Here is a 16,837-nt window from a genome sequence, read left to right as displayed (position 1 = left end):
ATAATCAAATATTCTACTCTTTAATCAGTACAAAACAACAACATCTTATCTCATTGCTAAAATAACTGTTCAGTAGCTGAACACTTCTGTTCTATTCATTTTAATTATTTCTAAAGAATACTTCCTAGTTTACTTTTTTTCCCTATATCAATTCGTTTAAACGCTTTTCTAAACAACAAAGAAACCACAGCTACAGTACCAACATAACACAAGAACACAGTCAATTGCTCACTTTCAATGCCAGCCGCTTCTATTCTATAATAAATCATCGGTAATATACTCGTTAAACCATATACTAATACAGCCTTTACTTTTGTTTTATAGAGTAGAAGAAACATTAATCACACTGAAAACACATAATAGAAGAGATTAAAAAAAGCTAAAACTAAGGGAACAATTAAAAGAGCTACAAAGAATTCTAATGACAACCCTTTAGGGCTAATCAGTAAAAAAATCAATACTAAGAGATGGAATACATACAGATGACATAACCAAGACATAACCACAATGCTATTTTTACCCAACTTCATAATAAATATTTTATACTATTACTCTATCACTCATCCTACCAATCCTTAAAATACGTACTCCTAAAAGGCATATAACCAAGATTATCCTGCTTATCTAATCGCTTAAACACCTTACGAAACAGATACCAAATAATAGGAATATTTACTAATAGTGGAATAAACATCATCATCAAGTCTACATCAGGTCTTTCATAAGTCTGTAAACCTTTTATCACATACACGAAAATAACATTATAAAGACTAAACGTAATTATAATGGAGGCTAACCACTTAATCTTTAACCACTCTATTAACAACAATATAAAGAAAATAATAGGTAGTATTATTATAAAAAATACGACCATACAAAAAACACCCATTACAAGATATTCTAAAATATTAATCTCTAATAGAAAAATCATAGTGTTCTTTTCATACTTTAATAACACAATGTACTCAAAAAAAAACAGCTCAAAATAAACAAGCAACACTAAGCAGTAAGTCCAAAACTTAGTAAGCTCTATACTTTTAACTTTACTCCTAAACTGATTAAACCGCTCTTTTAGTTCTTCTTTATCCATAGTACATATTTTCTTACCTATAGGTTATCTCACTAGAAATCAATTCTATTACTACACCTTAAAAATCATCCGCAAACCACTCATCTTCTAAATCATCTTCTTCTAAATCGTCCTCACCATATATCGTAATATTAGTATTTATCTGTAGTCTGTCTATAAAATCTTCAAAACTATGAGCTACTAGAGTTAAACCATCATTAGATAGGCTATCGTGTGAATAGTAATACACATCACCTTTGAGCATATTAATCACTAAATAATCCCAGGATTTCCCTCTGCAAAGACGAAATATTGAGGGCTTATCTGATCTAATAATGATTCACGAGTACTCTGGATTGATTCCTCTCCTTTACGCCACCCGTAAATGAATGAAACGCTTACAGTACCATCATCATATCCTACTGGGACTTTCTCTATGCCGTTTACAACTATATCATTTACAAATAGACTATAACCATATTCAATAGAAAAATCTATATACTCTTTCGCAAGCCGTAGATCATTCTTATTAATGTATTTATCTACATTAAAATTATTATTTTTAAGTGTTTCAAATGTTGATACTATTTCTAGTCCCCCAAGTGCCATTATTTTATCTTCTAAATACATATTTACCTTTTTATACTAGGAAACTTCTCGAATATCATCTGATAATCTAAGAGATGTTCAAAATCTAAACAATGCTCAGGCTCTTTAAACCAATGTTGACTTAAATCTCCCGTACCATACTGTTCTATATTTACAGTTTTACCATCTTCAATAACCCATTCATCGAGGAATACATTATCCTTTTTTTTAGAAGAATAAAACATTAATGTTTTAGCTAATTTCCCATACCAAGTAACTTGAGTTAAAAAGACTTTACCTTTACTATAACGTTGACACATATCGTCTTCTACTTTAAAATACACAATTTTCAAACCTGGTTTAAAAGAATTACTGTCATAATAATGGAAAGCTATATACATCATACACGAAGTGATTTGACAATATGGTTTATCATCTTTATAACAATTAACGGTATATCCCTTATCATTCTTAAAAGCATATTCTGCCCACTGTCTAGGAGTAAAGGATAAAAATTCTTTTGGAATATTATCATCAAACTCTTCTGAAAGATGAACTTCTAATGTCATTTGTTCATCCATCATTTTCTTCATAACACCATTATATTGGGTAAACTCTAATCTGTACATCTCTATTTACTTTTTAAAAATCATCCGCAAACCTCTCCTCTACTAAGTCATCCTCATTATATATAGTAATATTAGCTTTTACACATAGTACTTACTTATCACTTCCTTAAATAAATTAACTATTTCTATCTCTGTTTATCAAACTCATAATAAAATCATCAAGCTCCTTATCATACTCTGGATTAACGACCAAATAGTGTACTTGATACTCCCCTTTCAGAAAGGTCATAAACTCTTCTGACACATTTAACTCTAATGAATTGACATAGACGTCATCCTTTCCCTTTACTCCAGTTATTTTCATACCCCAAAAAGAAGGAAAAGCCCTACTCTTGTTAAAGTTGATATTAAAACACTCGTCTTTAGTAACTTCAATATTCACAAATTCAAATCCACTCAATTCACTTTGTTCTAATCCTTCTTTTAAAACATCTGTTACTACATAAAAATTAGAAATAACAACCAAATCATCACCCAACCAATCTTCTAAATGAATATGTAACTTTAAAATCTCGCTATAAGAATTATCTATATCACTAAATACAGTTTTTTCTCCTAACCCTACAATTACTTCAGGCTCAACTATATTATATTTTCTCATCTATCTCATCTAATTTTAAACAACAGATTTGCGCTTAATATCGTAAAGATCTATCTCTTCATCAGCGAAGAGTAGACGTTCTAAGGCATTCGCTCCATATTCACCTCTATAATCTAACTCATTATCTGAGATAGGCACTAATAATAAACAATGTACCTTCTTCTTACCAAACTCTCGTTTACTTAACTTATCAGCCCATAAATAAGGTTCTATAAACATAATATGTTTCATATCACTATCATAAAAATCCGATATGGTATTTACAAAAATAGTTCCTGGCATACATTCTAACCCATCTTTAGTAATATAAAAGCTAACCGTAGATAAAATATTAGGTACCTTATCATAGTGCTTATAACCTACCATTAATAACTCTACAGGCATATTTAAGACCCCGCCATCTGACCCTTCTATATTATTAGGATAATCTGACACCCCTATAGTGCTAAAAATCAATACATTTTTATCAATAGGATCTACTACAGACACTAATGCTACTGAATGACTTTCATTATGATCAAAATACTTGTAAATTTTAGCATCAAACCCAATTGCATTTGCAAAAAAACGAGCATAAGCCTTATTATCTTCTGAAGGTTTCATTATTTTTTTTTTTTTGATAATTCATAAAGTGTATCTATCTAAAAACAAACACTCCTTAAATATAATAATTCAAAACAAAACCACAAAATAAACGTATATAAAAACACTTTAACATAAAAAACTACAATAAACCCTATATACTTAAAAAAAACAGAAACACTAGCTTATCTGACACAGCACAGCGCACTAAGAAAACAGCGTGTGAGATGCTTCATTCTTCAGCAGGACATAGACTGTGGCTACGTAAGCCACAATACTTGCGTTGTCGTAGATTTGATCCGTGACGTGTATTGATTAAAACATCTAAAAGATGTTTTATGTGGGCGTAAAGTGTTACGCCCCTACGCCAACATTGTGTATCAACAGGGCGTAACGTATTATCCCTCCCTCCATTCTCCTCCTACTTAATCCCAATACTCAGCTAGTCGTAGATTACCTATCAATACGAGAATCATTACTCGACTAATATTTCTCAGAGCGACTATTTACGGCGAATACTCGACTAACTGTCGAGCAACTCGCTATTAGTACTGACTCTCATTGGGATTGAAAGGTGTTCTAGAAAAACACTTGATTAACCAAAAACACATTAACAATCTCAAAAATAGTTATTTAGGTATTTTTACACTTTAAAAAAAATATGTCTCATTTTTTGAAAATTGTGCCATTTGGGGCTAAAATGGGGATATTCTGAAAAAAAAGGAAGATTAGAATGGTTATTTTGAAAGCAAATAGATGGTTAATGAGTGTAAAACAAAAAAAGCAGTTCACTTTTATTTAAATACTATAGTAGAGAACTGTGATGTAACTCAGAAGCGAGATAGAGATGAATTAGTGAGGGTTATTCTAACAAAGTGTCAGCAGTATAAACACACACAACACACTTACAACGAATAAAATAGAATTACCTTATAATATTTGGCTAATACATAATCCGCATTTAAGATAGATACATACAAAAAAAGCTAGTGAATACATTGTTGTATTTACTAGCTTTCCTTTTATTGTGATGAGTATTTATAACTTGAAAATAATCTCTACTCTTTATACACTCGTTTTAAGAATAAGTTGTTCATTGGGTTAATGCCCAATCCCTTTACATTTTGATGAGAGAACCGTGCTGCTCTATCGTAAAACAAGATGATAGCAGGTACTTCATCAGCGATAATGTGATCCATCTGCTGATACAGCGTAGTTCGCTTATCTGGAGAGACTTCACTTAACGCTTGATTGTATAATTTGTCATATTCCTTATTGTCAAATCGAGTATAGTTAGGTCCATTAGGTGCCTTGTTCTTTGAATAAAATAGAGACAGATAGTTCTCTGCATCTGGATAATCAGCTATCCAACTTCCTCTGAAGAATGACACTTTCCCTGACGCCATACCCTGACGTAAGGATGCCGGAGGAGTAACATCTACCACTACATCTATACCGATTTTCTTCCACTCGCGTTGTAGATATTCCCCTATATCTAGATAAGAGGCATTCGTAGATAGCGTTACCTCTACTCTGTCTAGCTTCTTCTCTTTTTTATAAGCATTCACTAGCTCTAAAGCGACTTGTGGATTATACAATGGATCAAGTGAGATTTGCCCCTCAAGGCCTTTAGGGATAATCCCCCCTACATTATCTTCACCCATCCCACTGCGCAAATGAAGCAACATCTTATTTCGGTCAAATCCTTTATTAAGCGCTTGTCTTATTCTCTTATCTTGTACTGCACTAGGCGAATCAAGGTTAAATCCTAGATATTCTGTATTTAGATAAGGTCCTGTCACCATTTGGATTTTATCGTTGTACTTGGGGTTGAGTTGTCCGTCTTCTGTAATGATTTCGTCTTTATAAGATGGATCAAGTCCTGAGATAAAGTCTAAATTTCCTTGTAAGAATTGTAAGAAACTACTTTGTTTATCTGGTAAGAAAGTGATAGATACCGCCTCTAGATAAGGTAAGGATACCCCGTTCTCATCTTTCTCGAAGTAGCGATTATTTTTGCGAAGCACTAATTTTATATTCTCTTCCCAAAACTTAAAGTAGAAAGGCCCTGTTCCGATGGGATGAGAACGAAAGTCTTGTGTCTTATCTTCCACCACTTCCTTAGGTACGACAGAGGCATACCTCATCGATAACAATCCTAAAAATGCAGGAAAAGCTTCCTTAAGTTCTATGCGAAACACACTGTCATTAACAGCGGTGAACTTCTCTACCTTCTGAAAGATCCACGCACCTGGAGAGACGACATCCTTATCTACTATTCTATTAAAACTATAGGCGAAATCACGAGCATTCACTGTGCGTGTACTGTCTGCCCCAAAATTAGTATGCTTGTGGAAGTACACATTTGATCTAAGGGTAAAGTCATATCGCTTACCATCTTCACTTATAGTCCACGATCTAGCAATATCAGGCTGTACGTGTAAGCTGTCATCTAGCTGTACCAACCCGTTAAAAAGTTGATTACATGGCCAAATAATAGCCATACTTCTCGCGAAAGCAGGGTCTAATGTTTGAATATTAGCATTCTCGTTATATCTAAAAACTAAATTGATATCTTGATTGGCTGATTTTTTCTGACAAGAAAACGTCAGTACACAGACACAAAATATTGAAACGTAATGAATTATTGATTTCATCAAACCGATTTTTGTACGTAAATTTGCAAACCTTTTCAATATTGAAAAAGTAAATATAATTCAAAGTTACTACTTAGTAAGTAATCATTATGGAAAATAGAAAAAAAGTAGCTTTTTATACATTAGGTTGTAAGCTTAACTTCTCTGAAACTTCCACTATCGCTAGAAATTTTACAGAAGAAGGATTTGATAGAGTGGATTTTGAAGAAGTAGCTGATATCTATGTTATCAATACGTGTTCTGTAACAGAAAATGCAGACAAACAGTTTAAGCAAATAGTCAAAAAGGCTCAGAAGAAAAACGATAAAGCTTTCGTAGCAGCAGTGGGTTGTTATGCTCAATTAAAACCGGAGGAACTAGCTTCTGTCGATGGGGTAGATTTAGTATTAGGAGCGACTGAGAAGTTTAAAATAACAGATTACATCAATGACTTGTCTAAGAATGATATGGGACAAGTACATTCTTGCGAAATATCGGAGGCGGACTTCTATGTAGGAAGTTACTCTATCGGTGACCGTACTCGTGCTTTTCTTAAAGTGCAGGATGGGTGTGATTATAAATGTACATACTGTACTATCCCGTTAGCACGTGGTATCTCTCGTAGTGACACGATGGAGAACGTACTGCTTAACGCAAAAGAAATATCTGCTCAGGATATCAAAGAGATTGTATTAACAGGTGTGAATATCGGTGACTATGGTAAAGGAGAGTTCGGTAATAAAAAACACGAGCACACGTTCTTAGAATTAGTACAAGCATTAGATACAGTAGAGGGAATAGAGAGACTTCGTATCTCTTCTATAGAACCTAACTTATTAAAGAATGAGACGATAGACTTCGTGTCTAAGAGTAGAACATTCGTGCCTCACTTCCACATCCCTTTACAGTCAGGGTGTAACGATATCTTAAAGAAGATGAAGCGTCGTTACCTACGTGAGCTGTATGTAGAGCGTGTAGAGAAGATCAGAGAGGTGATGCCTGACTGCTGTGTAGGTGTAGATGTTATCGTAGGTTTCCCTGGGGAATCTGACGAGAAATTCTTAGAGACATACAACTTCCTTAGCGAACTTGATATCTCTTACTTACACGTATTTACTTACTCTGAGCGTGATAATACAGAGGCTGTGGATATGGATGAAGTAGTACCTATGAATGTGCGCAATAAACGCAGTAAGATGCTAAGAGGTCTTTCTGTAAAGAAACGTCGTGCCTTCTACGAATCACAAATCGGTAAAGAGAAAACAGTCTTATTCGAAAGTGAGAATAAAGAGGGATATATCCACGGATTTACAGAGAACTATGTAAAGGTAAAAACACCTTGGGATCCAGCGTTAGTGAATACACTACACGCAGTGAAGTTAACCAAGATAGATGAGGATGGTATCGTAAGATTAGAGTTCATCTAATAAAAGTATAGTTTGCGACATAAATACACGTCACGGATTGTCCGCACCTCTCCTGGCCCATCACTAAAAACATCTACCAGATGTTTTCTTAACATTCTGTCCTGCGACAGCTAAGCGCTTCGCAAGACAAATAAACATAGTAAGTACAGCTCGCGCAGATTTGCAATCCGTGTGGCGCTTCTAAAAAAAGCCTGCTTTGAGAGTATCAAAGCAGGCTTTTTATGTTATGTTCTACTTACTTAATATAAGTGTTCTACTAAGTATACCTTGTTTTGTTGTTTGTCTTATGTTTATTTAGATTCGAATACCAGGAGGTAACATCTCTTTATAAACAGGATTCTTTCTAAAGAAAGAAACAATCTTTGGGTGTGTAGGTACTACTCTTAATTTCTTTTCTCGTACCATCTCTAGAATTCCCTTAATAAAATCAGATGCTTGTGTAGGTAACACTGCCTCTAATCCCGTAAGTTTTGTTAGAAAAATCTTTCTTTCTTGTAGTGAATACTCTACACTAAGCAAGCCTTTTTCAGTTTCGTACTCGAACTGACGTAGCAACTCATTGTCTTTAATTTCCATTATATCTCCAAGTTTTATGATTACAAAACAAATTATAGTAAAAACACAGTCTATTCTTAACGAATAAATACTGTCAAATAATACTACTCACTTCTAACTACACTACCTCATCATAGCTAATCAAACACTATCTTTAGTGCTTACCTTACTATGCAATGACTCTTTATAAAAATAAATTTAGTAGGTGTGTCAATCGATGAAAACGAGTCAGACCTTAAATCTACAGATAACATTTAAACGAGAATGAATTATACAAAACAGAGCAAAATTAGTGATTAAAGCACACTGTAGTGTGGTTTTAGAGCTAATTGAAGCTATGTAAAGTAGAATTTATTCGCAGTAAATGGTAGTTGCAGATTTAAGGTCAGAAATAAATATGCAGTATTTCTTTTGTTTAGATTTACTATAATCTCTATATTTAGCAAAGTTCGGCATTTTTTCGGTCATAACCTCGTAAATTAACTTTAAAATATTTAAAATGAGCAAAATACCTATTTATTTCTTCCCAGGTATGTCCTCTACAAGCCTAATATTTGAACACCTTTATCTCGATATTACAAGGTTTGAATTGATATTTTTAGAATGGTTAGACATTGATAAATCCGAAAGTTTAGACCAATATATTAAAAGATATATTCCGTTAATAAAACACGACAACCCTGTTTTAATAGGTGTATCTTTTGGAGGAATAGTCGCACAAGAAATTAGTAAATTAATTCCTGTAAAAAAGACAATTATTATTTCAAGTGTACGTTCTAATAAGGAGTTTCCTAAACTATTTCGTTTTGCTAGTAAAACGGGAATCTATAGATGTCTTCCGACTTCGATGGTAAATACTGTTTTGGGTTGGATTAAAAGCAATGCTTCCCAACATACAATGAAAAGATTAGAACTCTATGACAAGTACCTACCACTAAGAGATAAGAAATACTTAGACTGGTGCATCAGAGAAGTATTAAAATGGAAGCAAGATACCCCTCTAGATGATGTCATACATATACACGGAACGAAGGATGAGATATTCCCGATGTCTAATATAAAATCAGCGATAAAGATAGAAGGTGGAACACACGCTATGATTATCATTAAACACAAGTGGTTTAATACAAATTTAGAAACGATCATATTAAAAAATAACAATGAAAAAGACTCTTAGAACCGTACTAGCGTTAACTGCTGTATTAGCTGTAGCCTCTACTTTTGTATTCGCTACTTCGTTAACTAACTCGTCAGCAGATGATGCTGCTCTTCACTCACACGCAACACCTAAATCTGCTAACTTCGCTGGTGAGACAGTGCCGTTAGACAAAATAGATGTGAAAGAACGATATGATCGTGAACTTATCATCAACACTAATCTTCACGGAACAACTATCACGACTATAAAACGTGCACACAGATACTTCCCTATCATCGAACCAATCTTAAAAAAGAATGGCATCCCTGATGACTTTAAGTACTTATGTGTGATCGAAAGTGGATTAGCTAATGCGGTATCTCCTGCTGGTGCAAGTGGATTCTGGCAATTTATGAAAGGAACTTCTAAAGACTTCAACCTATATATAGATGAATATGTAGATGAACGATATGATCTTATCAAAGTAACGGAGGCTGCCTGTAAATATTTCCAAAGTGCAAAGAACCGCTTCGGCAACTGGACAATGGCTGCTGCCTCTTATAACAGAGGTATGGCTGGTATGTCACGTGCTATGGATAGTCAGTATGTAACAGATTACTATGACTTATATCTTAACCAAGAGACTTCTAGATATGTGTTTAGAATTATCGCATTAAAAGAAATTATGGGTAACCCGGTACAATACGGATTTGATATGCCTGATTCTGAGAAGTACCCTATCGTTCCTACTAAAAAGGTGACTGTGGATTACGACATCGCTGATTTGGCTTTATTCGCTAAGGAACAAGGGATTAATTATAAGTTATTAAAACTATATAACCCTTGGTTAATCAACACTAGCCTAAAGGTGAATAATAGAATATATGAAATAGAGATTCCTACTAAGGGAATTTAATATGAAATATACGTTAACCAAATAAAGAGAGGTGTTTCTGTAATGGAAACACCTCTCTTTATTTATGCCAATGTCATTTTATCATCTATGCTTTTCTATGTACATTTGCATTAGAATATTTCATTCTACCTATTCAATTCTATTATGGACAAACAACAATACGTTACTTCTTCAATCGAAGCAATCAAAGCAAAGAATTTATCTGTACCTTTTAATCTAGATGAGGGATGTATAGTACCGGACTTAGATGTATATCTAAGAAGTCTTCAAGCTGCCTATTTAAACAATACTGACCCTAGAATAGAGAAGCTATTCTATGATAAAATAGAACAATTAAAAGCGCTATAGGTTACAGATTCTTATTTAAGAATGCCACAATAGTTTCTAGAGTCAATTCTTTAACCTCTTTATGTGGAGTATGACCTACATTAGGGAAGATTACTTTCTCCGCAATACCTTTAGCACGTTGGATCGTTTTATCGACTTGAGCTAAGCTACCGTATTCATCTAAATCTCCCTGAATAAATAATAAGGGAGCTGTAATACCTGCCATCTCCTGCTCTACTGTCCAATCAGCAAATGCTGGAGATAACCACGTATCTACCCAAGCCTTGACTACATCATCTACCTTAGTGCCGTGATACTTCACTAGGCGCTCTCCTAAGTCTGTAGTCTCATAAGCTGTCTTAGCAGCACGTACTCCATCTAAAGTAACTTGCTCTACGAATATATGACCTGCTTCTGCTACTAACGCTAATGTACTATCTGGATACATCGCTGCAAATAATAACGCTATAGAGGCTCCATCACTATGCCCAAATAAGACTACCTTATCTAGCTCTAGTTCTTCTAAGAACACCTTTAAGAATACAGCTTCATCCTTTAAGTAATCACGTCCACGTACAGTCGTTGTCATCTTATCAGACAGCCCGTACCCTACTCTATCATAAACCACAACATCACAGTGTAAATGCTCTGCTAATAGCGCAGGCCAATCTCTCCATAATGTCACACATCCTAACGAGTCGTGTAATAAAACCAATGTATATCTACTCTGCTCAGTATGGGTAAAGTGTTTATAAAAGACATTCTTCTGATTGATTAATACACAATCTTGGATAGCTGTAATCATAGTGTGGTATTTTAAATCTCAAAAATAGAGAAGATATGGGGAGTGGGCAAGTTAAAAAAATATTGAGAATTCAAGTAACGGAATAACTAAACCTTACAAAGTCAACAAATCTACTCAAAGCCTTACGAATTATCATAAACTAAAACACCTTAGAGCAAATCAAAACGCCCCTAAGTACAACTTATTATGAAAATTGAATTTATGACAAAAGAATACATTGATATTTTTAAACAAGATACTATTTGTAAACTAAGAAAATAGACATCTCGATTAAACAATAAGATTAGGAAAAAAAACAACAATTAATATCAGCAACAAGAATATAGTTAGAATAAAAAGAACAGAAAATAGGATTATAGGATTTCTCTTTATTTCAGAACTAATACTTATACTTTTACTCCATTCAATAGTTTTAAAACTAAACCACTTAGTGTAAACCACATATAGAATAACATTAATGGCGATGAAAAAAAGTCTTACAGTCATAGTATTTAATCTAATCTTTATTCCCAACACTAAATTCACTAAAGAAATCACGAATAAGTTAAATGTAATAAGTAATATCATACATGATATATTCTTAATAATAGAATTAGCTGAATTTCTAGACTCTTCTTCGTTATTTTTATATACATTGTAGAAATAGTAATTAAAGTATTTCTCAAATAATATTTTGTATGTTTCTTCTAGCATAATATATTATTTCAATTTAAAGCGAATACACTAACATTTAAACACAAAAAAGCCTCAACTTTCGTTGAGGCTTCTGTGATCCAATCAGGGTCGTAAACTAATGCTTTAACCCCTTATAATTACTATACATTTTAATATTTACAACTGTATAAGGGTAATATTTAGGGTAATATTCATGAATTCCAAGAGTTAGTATAAAATCTTAAGCCAATTCTGAAACAATTATTTTAAGTACGTTTTAAAGCATTGTTTTTCTTCTTTGGTAAATATATGTCTTCCGAACAAGAACGCTTTTAAAATCAATTGAAAACATCTAAATTTATATAAGGAAGAACAAAGTAATGCTATAAACTTTTTTCTTTGTTAAGTTCTATTTTCTTTAGCTTATTAGTTTCTCTTCTTTGGTTTAAAAGGGTATTCTATTTGTTATTCTCTATGTTAGATTATATCTAATATTTTTATATTTAGTATTACTCTTGTTATATAGATAATCTTTTAGTTTTCTTGTTCAACTCAATTAGAATTTTTTCTTTGTAGTTGTCTTCATCACAAGTAAACGATTTAAAGATATCCAGTAACTCATTTATGTGTTTAGATTTGTTATTTGGGTTTTTAAAATTATTAATAATTTCAATTGCTTTTATTATTCCACTGTTTATTATAAGTTGATAGTAGCCACTGTCTTTAAAAACTGTAATATTATTAAGCTCTATTTTCTTCTCTTTAGCATAGATATTCAAAAAAATAATACTGTTTAGATAATTATGTAAATCTGTAGGTATTTGATTCCAATTGGATTTAAGTGTTAGTAAGTTTTTATATTTTGTTTTGAAAGCTGGATCACTAACTTTTTCAATAGAAATTTCAAATCTTAACAAAAGGAGTTTTTTAGAAATAACCTCGTTGTATTTCATTAGCTTTTTTTTATCCTTCTTATGTATTTCTAAGTATTTATCATAGAATTTTAATTCATAATTAGTTTGCTTGAAATATAGTGTTGTTATATGGCTAATATCTCTTTTGGCTTCTTTATATTTTACAAAGCAATTTAATATATCAATTGTAAAATCTTTTAGTAATAATGTAACTCCTATTTCTAATTTAGTAATATTAGATTTTAGCCATATTTCTCCTTTCTTAAAACCTATTTTAGATTCAATTATTTCAATACATTCTATAAACTCGTTGTAGTTTAAATCTTTTCTTGTGTTTTTGCCAAAATACCATTTTCTGATACTACCATCAATTGATAAGGTAGATTGTTTTGTCTTTGAATTTTCGGTTAATAATAATCTTAATTTAAAAGTTTTTGATTTGTGAGTTAAATTATATCTATAAAGTTGTTTAGAGCTTGGGATTACATTTTCTCTATGTATATCCTTCTTTTCCCGCCAATCGTAATTGTTTCTTAAGTAATCTACATTTACATCTTTTATAATTATTTTAATCTTATCTATCATAGATATCCTTTTTTAAAAATTGTTCTAAGTCGCCTCTTGTAATAGTAACAAATCCTTTAGAAGAAGTTTTGGAGTATTTTAATCCTTTTGTTCTATACCTATATATAGTTCTTTTTGACAATTGATATTCTTCTTTAATTTTTTCGAGATTAAGAATGTCTGATTCTTGTTTTGGCTTTATTGCGTTTATTAGTAAAGCCATATTTTTACTCTTTTCTTTTTGTAACTCTCTTTTAGAGTGAGCTAATTCAAGAATTATTTTTTTTATTTTTTTTTGACCAACCATTGTTAATTAAAATTTTATGTCTTTCATTACGTTACTTAAGATTTTCGAATCTGTATTCATATAAATATGAGTAGTTTTTATATTCCTATGTCCCATTAGTTTTGAAATACAATTAATAGGGATACCTTCTAAGGCAAGTAAAGAACCAAATGTATGACGTGCAGTATGAAAGCTTACTTTTTTCTTGATTTTACTTAGTTTTGCAATAACCTTAAGATGTCTATTGATTAAAGCATTGGAAGTTGATGTTAGAAGTAAATCTTCATCTTTTTTACTATTAATATCATATTTCATTAAAATACTATACCAGAATTCGTTAAAAGGAATCTCTACAACATCTTTAGTTTTAATTTGTCGCTTGATTATACTTTTATCTTTGGTTATATCTTTTTTTCGTAATGTTTTTATATCGCAGTCTCTCAAACCTGTATAACAACTGAATAAAAACAAGTCTCGTGTATATTTTAAGCTTTTGGGTACAGTGTCAATATCTAAATTTACATCCCTAAATCTTTCTAACTCTTCTTTATTTAAGAAGACAATTGATGAATGTTCTTCAAATTTTTTATAATATACACAAGGGTTCTCTTCGATTATTTTTTGAATAACAAAATTTTTCAATACACAGCTTAAATTTTTTACTCTGGAATTTATACCACTTTTTCCTACTTGTTTGTCTTCTTTTAAAAAGCCGACAAAGCTTACAATTAATTTTGCATTTATCTCTCTTAGCGTTAGATTCGGTTTAAACTGTTTTAATCTTTTTCTTAGTAAAGTATAGTGATATTTTGTCCCCTCTGATAAATATTCAGCAGCAAATCTATTTTTAAGATACTCATCAAAATGAAAATAAAAATCTTGATTTTGTTGTATTTTATCTTTTCCGTTTATTTTTTTAAGGATGTTCTCTTTATTAAAAGTCTCTCCATTATTTTCCATTTCCAAAAGAAGATTATAAATACGTGATTCTTCTTTCTGTAGTATCATTTTGAGCAAGGTTTCTTTAACGCATTTTTTCTTATCATCCCAATCGTTAATATGGACGTATTTTCCCGATGTTGTTTTAGTTTTTCCTCCTCTAAATATAATTTGATAATGTAAAGGATGTTTATTCGGTTCATCTTTTTTAAACAAGTCCTTTCTAAGGATAGTTTTTACAGTAAAAGAATTTTTCATAGTGGATAATTATTTTAAAAATTATTTAGTTATCATCATATATATATTATACCCGTGAAGCTTTTTTTTGTAAGCCAAAAATTGTATTTTAACATAATATTAACTTATTGGAAAAAGGTATGAAAAAAGCGACCAGTAAAGTCGCTTGATAAAAATGGGGTAAGAATGAATTTATTTAAAATAAAACAGCTTGTTTTTTTATTAATCGCTCAAACCTAATTTTAGTACCATCATCATTTAATTGATTTTCATCATTAGGGTCAGCTTCAAAGTAAAATATTGTATTATTTTCTTTCACAATTAATTTTTCAAGTTCATTGTTACTTATTTCTGCACAGACAAAAATTGAGAAAGGTTCAAATAAATAATTACTTTTATTATTCTTTATGGTATAAGTTGATACTCTACCTATACATCCATTTTCAGGACTTTGAACAATTGTTATTTCATCTGCTCTATCATTGTTTAAGTCTCCTTCGTTTATTAGTTTAAACCAACAACATCCAACTTTTATGGGATTTATAGAATTATCGCTAAAATGTATTTCATATTCATCTGGTACTCCATTTTCTACAGGATTTCCGTATCCTTTTTTTGTAAGCTTTCGATATGCATATTCGAATTTACCATCTCCATTAAAATCTCCATAAATCTTGTTACCAACAGTTTCGTTGTTTGAACGTTCTATAGTAACTTCTTGAATTTTTATATTTTTTTTGTCTTGTTTGAAATAATCATTGACTAAAACATTTTTTACTTCTCTAAAGCTATGTTTGTTAATACGAACTTGATTAATAATCGACTCAAAAGCGATTTGATAGTTTTTTGTTCTTTTTGCTGCTTCTTCTAAAGTAGAATTTTCTCCTCTGAATATTAACTCCTGCTGTACCTTTTCAACTAAATCAGGAGAGTGTTTCATAATAAGTATAGGTAATTTATATTCAAGATAGTCTCTAATATAAATTAACTCCTCCGCTCTGTCTTTAAAGCTCTCTTTATTAAAATTTTCTTCTTTTATGATAGTTACTTCTGAAGAAGTACTTAGAGAATTGTTTTGTTCATTTTTACAAGAAATAAACACAACTGAAAGTATTAGTAATAAGTAATTTATTTTCATTGGTAATTATAATTATCTATTGTAATAGTCGCTGAATGTTTTATCAGGATTAGCTTTTAACCATTGTTCTCTATCGTTTTCATTGTATGTTGAACTATATCTTTCTGAATTTCTATATGTATTTAGTATCTTTTCTTCTTCAATAATTCTTTCTCTTCTCTTATTCTCAGTTTCTCCTAAGAAGAAGAGGAACAGCATACTTAGAAAAGGAGAAAAAATCAATGAAAATAAAAACCAAAACCAAGCAGCTCTCCCTCGTTTATTAGCCATTTTTATTGGAATTGTTAAAAGTACTATTATTAACATTAGTACGATGAATAGCATTATTGCTATTGTAATATTCTTGTAATCCATGTAATTTAAAATAAAAATTGGAGCTAATATAGAAATAAAAAGTCTATTATAAGCGGTTTATTTTATGCGGTAAATTATAAGCGGTATTTTTCCAAAATTCGTTGTATGAACAATGATGATAAAGAAATAGAGAAAGAGATTGGAAAGATAGCTACAAAATTAAAAGAGCTAAGAAAAAGTAAAGGTTACAAAAGTTATGAAACTTTTGCTTTTGATAATAATCTAAATAGGGTGCAATATTGGAGAATAGAATCAGGTCAGAATATAACAATGAAAACGTTAATTACTGTTTTAAGAATTCACAATATTTCTTTATCTGATTTTTTTAAAGATTTATAACTTTTAAACAGAGGGGAACTATTAGGGATCAATCTCAAAAGTTGTGTGTGAATTAAAAACTACAGATCTTTGTAATGATAAATAATAAACGTGGAAAACTATATTGAGTTTATAAAAATGATTTTACCTGAGTTTTTAG

Annotated in this window: 21 protein-coding genes; 6 read left to right on the top strand and 15 right to left on the bottom strand. The window is 31.3% G+C overall.

Going from position 1 to position 16,837, the window contains the following annotated elements; translation table 11 throughout:
- Positions 1–110: 110 nt before the first annotated feature.
- The 8 genes from CF599_RS09535 to CF599_RS09500 all read right to left on the bottom strand — a co-directional run bounded on the left by CF599_RS09535 (position 111) and on the right by CF599_RS09500 (position 6,126).
- Complete coding sequence (locus CF599_RS09535; protein ID WP_121965807.1) at positions 111–338, bottom strand: hypothetical protein; 228 nt, start codon at positions 336–338, stop codon at positions 111–113.
- A gap of 227 nt (positions 339–565) precedes the next feature.
- Positions 566–1,090: a hypothetical protein gene (locus CF599_RS09530; RefSeq protein ID WP_121965806.1), complete on the bottom strand. Its 525-nt coding sequence runs from the start codon at positions 1,088–1,090 to the stop codon at positions 566–568.
- A gap of 58 nt (positions 1,091–1,148) precedes the next feature.
- A complete protein-coding gene (locus tag CF599_RS09525; protein WP_121965805.1) occupies positions 1,149–1,334 on the bottom strand; it encodes a hypothetical protein in 186 nt (61 codons plus the stop codon).
- A gap of 8 nt (positions 1,335–1,342) precedes the next feature.
- Positions 1,343–1,678, bottom strand: coding sequence for a hypothetical protein (locus tag CF599_RS09520; RefSeq protein WP_143824813.1), 336 nt, complete (start codon positions 1,676–1,678; stop codon positions 1,343–1,345).
- Between the two features lie 23 nt (positions 1,679–1,701).
- Positions 1,702–2,286: a hypothetical protein gene (locus CF599_RS09515; protein ID WP_121965803.1), complete on the bottom strand. Its 585-nt coding sequence runs from the start codon at positions 2,284–2,286 to the stop codon at positions 1,702–1,704.
- 115 nt (positions 2,287–2,401) lie between these two features.
- Positions 2,402–2,887 carry a hypothetical protein gene (locus CF599_RS09510; RefSeq protein ID WP_121965802.1) on the bottom strand — a complete coding sequence of 162 codons (486 nt, stop codon included), beginning with the start codon at positions 2,885–2,887 and terminating at the stop codon, positions 2,402–2,404.
- A 15-nt stretch (positions 2,888–2,902) separates the two neighbouring features.
- Positions 2,903–3,490 (bottom strand): suppressor of fused domain protein, encoded by a 588-nt coding sequence (locus CF599_RS09505; protein WP_121965801.1) that lies wholly within the window; start codon positions 3,488–3,490, stop codon positions 2,903–2,905.
- Positions 3,491–4,527: 1,037 nt separating this feature from the next.
- Entirely contained in the window at positions 4,528–6,126 is a 1,599-nt protein-coding gene (locus CF599_RS09500) for an ABC transporter substrate-binding protein (protein WP_121965800.1), read from the bottom strand.
- Between the two features lie 89 nt (positions 6,127–6,215).
- On the opposite strand from CF599_RS09500, the gene mtaB reads away from it, so the two are divergent.
- A complete protein-coding gene (gene mtaB, locus CF599_RS09495) occupies positions 6,216–7,532 on the top strand; it encodes a tRNA (N(6)-L-threonylcarbamoyladenosine(37)-C(2))-methylthiotransferase MtaB (protein ID WP_121965799.1) in 1,317 nt (438 codons plus the stop codon).
- A gap of 294 nt (positions 7,533–7,826) precedes the next feature.
- On the opposite strand, the gene CF599_RS09490 is transcribed toward mtaB, so the two are convergent.
- Positions 7,827–8,108 carry a GNAT family N-acetyltransferase gene (locus CF599_RS09490; protein ID WP_121965798.1) on the bottom strand — a complete coding sequence of 94 codons (282 nt, stop codon included), beginning with the start codon at positions 8,106–8,108 and terminating at the stop codon, positions 7,827–7,829.
- A gap of 478 nt (positions 8,109–8,586) precedes the next feature.
- Between CF599_RS09490 and CF599_RS09485 the strand changes: the two genes are divergently transcribed.
- The 3 genes from CF599_RS09485 to CF599_RS09475 all read left to right on the top strand — a co-directional run bounded on the left by CF599_RS09485 (position 8,587) and on the right by CF599_RS09475 (position 10,489).
- The gene (locus tag CF599_RS09485; RefSeq protein ID WP_121965797.1) at positions 8,587–9,264 is read left to right on the top strand and encodes an alpha/beta hydrolase; all 678 of its coding nucleotides are present in this window, start codon (positions 8,587–8,589) and stop codon (positions 9,262–9,264) included.
- On the top strand, positions 9,248–10,141 hold the full coding sequence (locus tag CF599_RS09480; RefSeq protein ID WP_121965796.1) for a lytic transglycosylase domain-containing protein: 894 nt from the start codon (positions 9,248–9,250) through the stop codon (positions 10,139–10,141). Before CF599_RS09485 ends, CF599_RS09480 begins: the two co-directional genes overlap by 17 nt.
- A 144-nt stretch (positions 10,142–10,285) precedes the next feature.
- Complete coding sequence (locus tag CF599_RS09475; protein WP_121965795.1) at positions 10,286–10,489, top strand: hypothetical protein; 204 nt, start codon at positions 10,286–10,288, stop codon at positions 10,487–10,489.
- Position 10,490: 1 nt separating this feature from the next.
- Here CF599_RS09475 and CF599_RS09470 read toward each other — a convergent pair whose 3' ends face one another.
- Positions 10,491–11,273 (bottom strand): alpha/beta fold hydrolase, encoded by a 783-nt coding sequence (locus tag CF599_RS09470; RefSeq protein WP_121965794.1) that lies wholly within the window; start codon positions 11,271–11,273, stop codon positions 10,491–10,493.
- A 463-nt stretch (positions 11,274–11,736) separates the two neighbouring features.
- On the opposite strand from CF599_RS09470, the gene CF599_RS19515 reads away from it, so the two are divergent.
- On the top strand, positions 11,737–11,913 hold the full coding sequence (locus CF599_RS19515) for a hypothetical protein (protein ID WP_158221778.1): 177 nt from the start codon (positions 11,737–11,739) through the stop codon (positions 11,911–11,913).
- 532 nt (positions 11,914–12,445) lie between these two features.
- Here the strand turns inward: CF599_RS19515 and CF599_RS09460 are convergent.
- The 5 genes from CF599_RS09460 to CF599_RS09440 all read right to left on the bottom strand — a co-directional run bounded on the left by CF599_RS09460 (position 12,446) and on the right by CF599_RS09440 (position 16,275).
- Positions 12,446–13,426, bottom strand: coding sequence for a hypothetical protein (locus CF599_RS09460; protein WP_121965792.1), 981 nt, complete (start codon positions 13,424–13,426; stop codon positions 12,446–12,448).
- Positions 13,416–13,712, bottom strand: a complete 297-nt coding sequence (locus CF599_RS09455) for a hypothetical protein (RefSeq protein ID WP_121965791.1) — start codon at positions 13,710–13,712, stop codon at positions 13,416–13,418. The genes CF599_RS09460 and CF599_RS09455 overlap by 11 nt, the downstream gene beginning before the upstream one ends.
- 6 nt (positions 13,713–13,718) lie before the next feature.
- A complete protein-coding gene (locus CF599_RS09450) occupies positions 13,719–14,888 on the bottom strand; it encodes a site-specific integrase (RefSeq protein ID WP_121965790.1) in 1,170 nt (389 codons plus the stop codon).
- 175 nt (positions 14,889–15,063) lie between these two features.
- On the bottom strand, positions 15,064–16,005 hold the full coding sequence (locus tag CF599_RS09445) for a hypothetical protein (protein ID WP_121965789.1): 942 nt from the start codon (positions 16,003–16,005) through the stop codon (positions 15,064–15,066).
- 12 nt (positions 16,006–16,017) lie between these two features.
- Positions 16,018–16,275 (bottom strand): hypothetical protein, encoded by a 258-nt coding sequence (locus tag CF599_RS09440; protein WP_143824812.1) that lies wholly within the window; start codon positions 16,273–16,275, stop codon positions 16,018–16,020.
- Between the two features lie 189 nt (positions 16,276–16,464).
- On the opposite strand from CF599_RS09440, the gene CF599_RS09435 reads away from it, so the two are divergent.
- Positions 16,465–16,698, top strand: a complete 234-nt coding sequence (locus CF599_RS09435) for a helix-turn-helix domain-containing protein (RefSeq protein ID WP_121965787.1) — start codon at positions 16,465–16,467, stop codon at positions 16,696–16,698.
- The last annotated feature ends 139 nt before the right edge of the window (positions 16,699–16,837 follow it).

Source organism: Myroides sp. N17-2, assembly GCF_002286775.1.
Lineage (GTDB): Bacteria > Bacteroidota > Bacteroidia > Flavobacteriales > Flavobacteriaceae > Flavobacterium.
This window is presented reverse-complemented; position numbering and strand designations above follow the sequence as displayed.

Bases quoted from the DNA above. Each gene is read 5' to 3' on its own strand.
- CF599_RS09520 (WP_143824813.1), bottom strand. From the start codon at position 1,678: ATGGCACTTGGGGGACTAGAAATAGTATCAACATTTGAAACACTTAAA.
- CF599_RS09455 (WP_121965791.1), bottom strand. From the start codon at position 13,712: ATGGTTGGTCAAAAAAAAATAAAAAAAATAATTCTTGAATTAGCTCAC.
- CF599_RS09470 (WP_121965794.1), bottom strand. From the start codon at position 11,273: ATGATTACAGCTATCCAAGATTGTGTATTAATCAATCAGAAGAATGTC.
- CF599_RS09450 (WP_121965790.1), bottom strand. From the start codon at position 14,888: ATGAAAAATTCTTTTACTGTAAAAACTATCCTTAGAAAGGACTTGTTT.
- CF599_RS09490 (WP_121965798.1), bottom strand. From the start codon at position 8,108: ATGGAAATTAAAGACAATGAGTTGCTACGTCAGTTCGAGTACGAAACT.
- CF599_RS09530 (WP_121965806.1), bottom strand. From the start codon at position 1,090: ATGGATAAAGAAGAACTAAAAGAGCGGTTTAATCAGTTTAGGAGTAAA.
- CF599_RS09475 (WP_121965795.1), top strand. From the start codon at position 10,286: ATGGACAAACAACAATACGTTACTTCTTCAATCGAAGCAATCAAAGCA.
- CF599_RS09510 (WP_121965802.1), bottom strand. From the start codon at position 2,887: ATGAGAAAATATAATATAGTTGAGCCTGAAGTAATTGTAGGGTTAGGA.
- mtaB (WP_121965799.1), top strand. From the start codon at position 6,216: ATGGAAAATAGAAAAAAAGTAGCTTTTTATACATTAGGTTGTAAGCTT.
- CF599_RS09480 (WP_121965796.1), top strand. From the start codon at position 9,248: ATGAAAAAGACTCTTAGAACCGTACTAGCGTTAACTGCTGTATTAGCT.
- CF599_RS09485 (WP_121965797.1), top strand. From the start codon at position 8,587: ATGAGCAAAATACCTATTTATTTCTTCCCAGGTATGTCCTCTACAAGC.
- CF599_RS09440 (WP_143824812.1), bottom strand. From the start codon at position 16,275: ATGGCTAATAAACGAGGGAGAGCTGCTTGGTTTTGGTTTTTATTTTCA.
- CF599_RS09500 (WP_121965800.1), bottom strand. From the start codon at position 6,126: ATGAAATCAATAATTCATTACGTTTCAATATTTTGTGTCTGTGTACTG.
- CF599_RS09435 (WP_121965787.1), top strand. From the start codon at position 16,465: ATGAACAATGATGATAAAGAAATAGAGAAAGAGATTGGAAAGATAGCT.
- CF599_RS09460 (WP_121965792.1), bottom strand. From the start codon at position 13,426: ATGATAGATAAGATTAAAATAATTATAAAAGATGTAAATGTAGATTAC.
- CF599_RS09535 (WP_121965807.1), bottom strand. From the start codon at position 338: ATGTTTCTTCTACTCTATAAAACAAAAGTAAAGGCTGTATTAGTATAT.
- CF599_RS09515 (WP_121965803.1), bottom strand. From the start codon at position 2,286: ATGTACAGATTAGAGTTTACCCAATATAATGGTGTTATGAAGAAAATG.
- CF599_RS09445 (WP_121965789.1), bottom strand. From the start codon at position 16,005: ATGAAAATAAATTACTTATTACTAATACTTTCAGTTGTGTTTATTTCT.
- CF599_RS09505 (WP_121965801.1), bottom strand. From the start codon at position 3,490: ATGAAACCTTCAGAAGATAATAAGGCTTATGCTCGTTTTTTTGCAAAT.
- CF599_RS19515 (WP_158221778.1), top strand. From the start codon at position 11,737: ATGAAAAAAAGTCTTACAGTCATAGTATTTAATCTAATCTTTATTCCC.
- CF599_RS09525 (WP_121965805.1), bottom strand. From the start codon at position 1,334: ATGCTCAAAGGTGATGTGTATTACTATTCACACGATAGCCTATCTAAT.